Below are 510 nucleotides of genomic sequence, written 5' to 3' on the forward strand. Positions count from 1 at the left end.
ATCGAGGAACTGATGGCACGCATCCGCGCGGTATCGCGCAGGCCTTCGGCGATGGTGACGCCGAGCCTGCGGGTGGGGCGGCTCGAGTTCGATTTCGAATCGCTGCAGGCACAGGTGGAGGGCCAGCCCCTGGCATTGCCACGCTGCCCGGCCTGCGCGGGTGCATCCGTTGCACCGCTAAATCGTGGCATCGAGCTCTGAGCTGGCGTCTCGAACGCCTGGTTGTTGCTGGGAGCATTGGGCTTATACGAGGAGCCGCCAGTAGCGCCGGGCGGCTGCCCTTGAGGGCCCGGCTGTGCAGCGGGCGAGCCGCCAATCTGCGAATAGGCCATGAAGCTACCCAGCGTGCCCTGGAAGAACATTGCGGCCATCGGCGGCGACGACGCCCCGCGCATCCACCGCGCCTGGGGCATCGCCCGCGGCGGTACCGACATCGACCTGGCGCTGAGCCTGTCCAGCTACATGCCGCTGTTCGGCCGCGGCATCACCCGCGTGCCCGCCCACCACTAT

At 68.2% G+C, this 510-nt stretch carries 2 pseudogenes; both read left to right on the forward strand.

The features are described 5' to 3' along the window. Positions 1-201, forward strand: a pseudogene (locus ABGA94_RS12730) (hypothetical protein); the annotation flags it as partial. A gap of 162 nt (positions 202-363) precedes the next feature. Then, positions 364-510: pseudogene (locus tag ABGA94_RS12735) on the forward strand (heat-shock protein Hsp70); the annotation flags it as partial.

The organism is Stenotrophomonas sp. 3diitr2024 (genome assembly GCF_042136455.1).
Lineage (GTDB): Bacteria > Pseudomonadota > Gammaproteobacteria > Xanthomonadales > Xanthomonadaceae > Stenotrophomonas > Stenotrophomonas sepilia.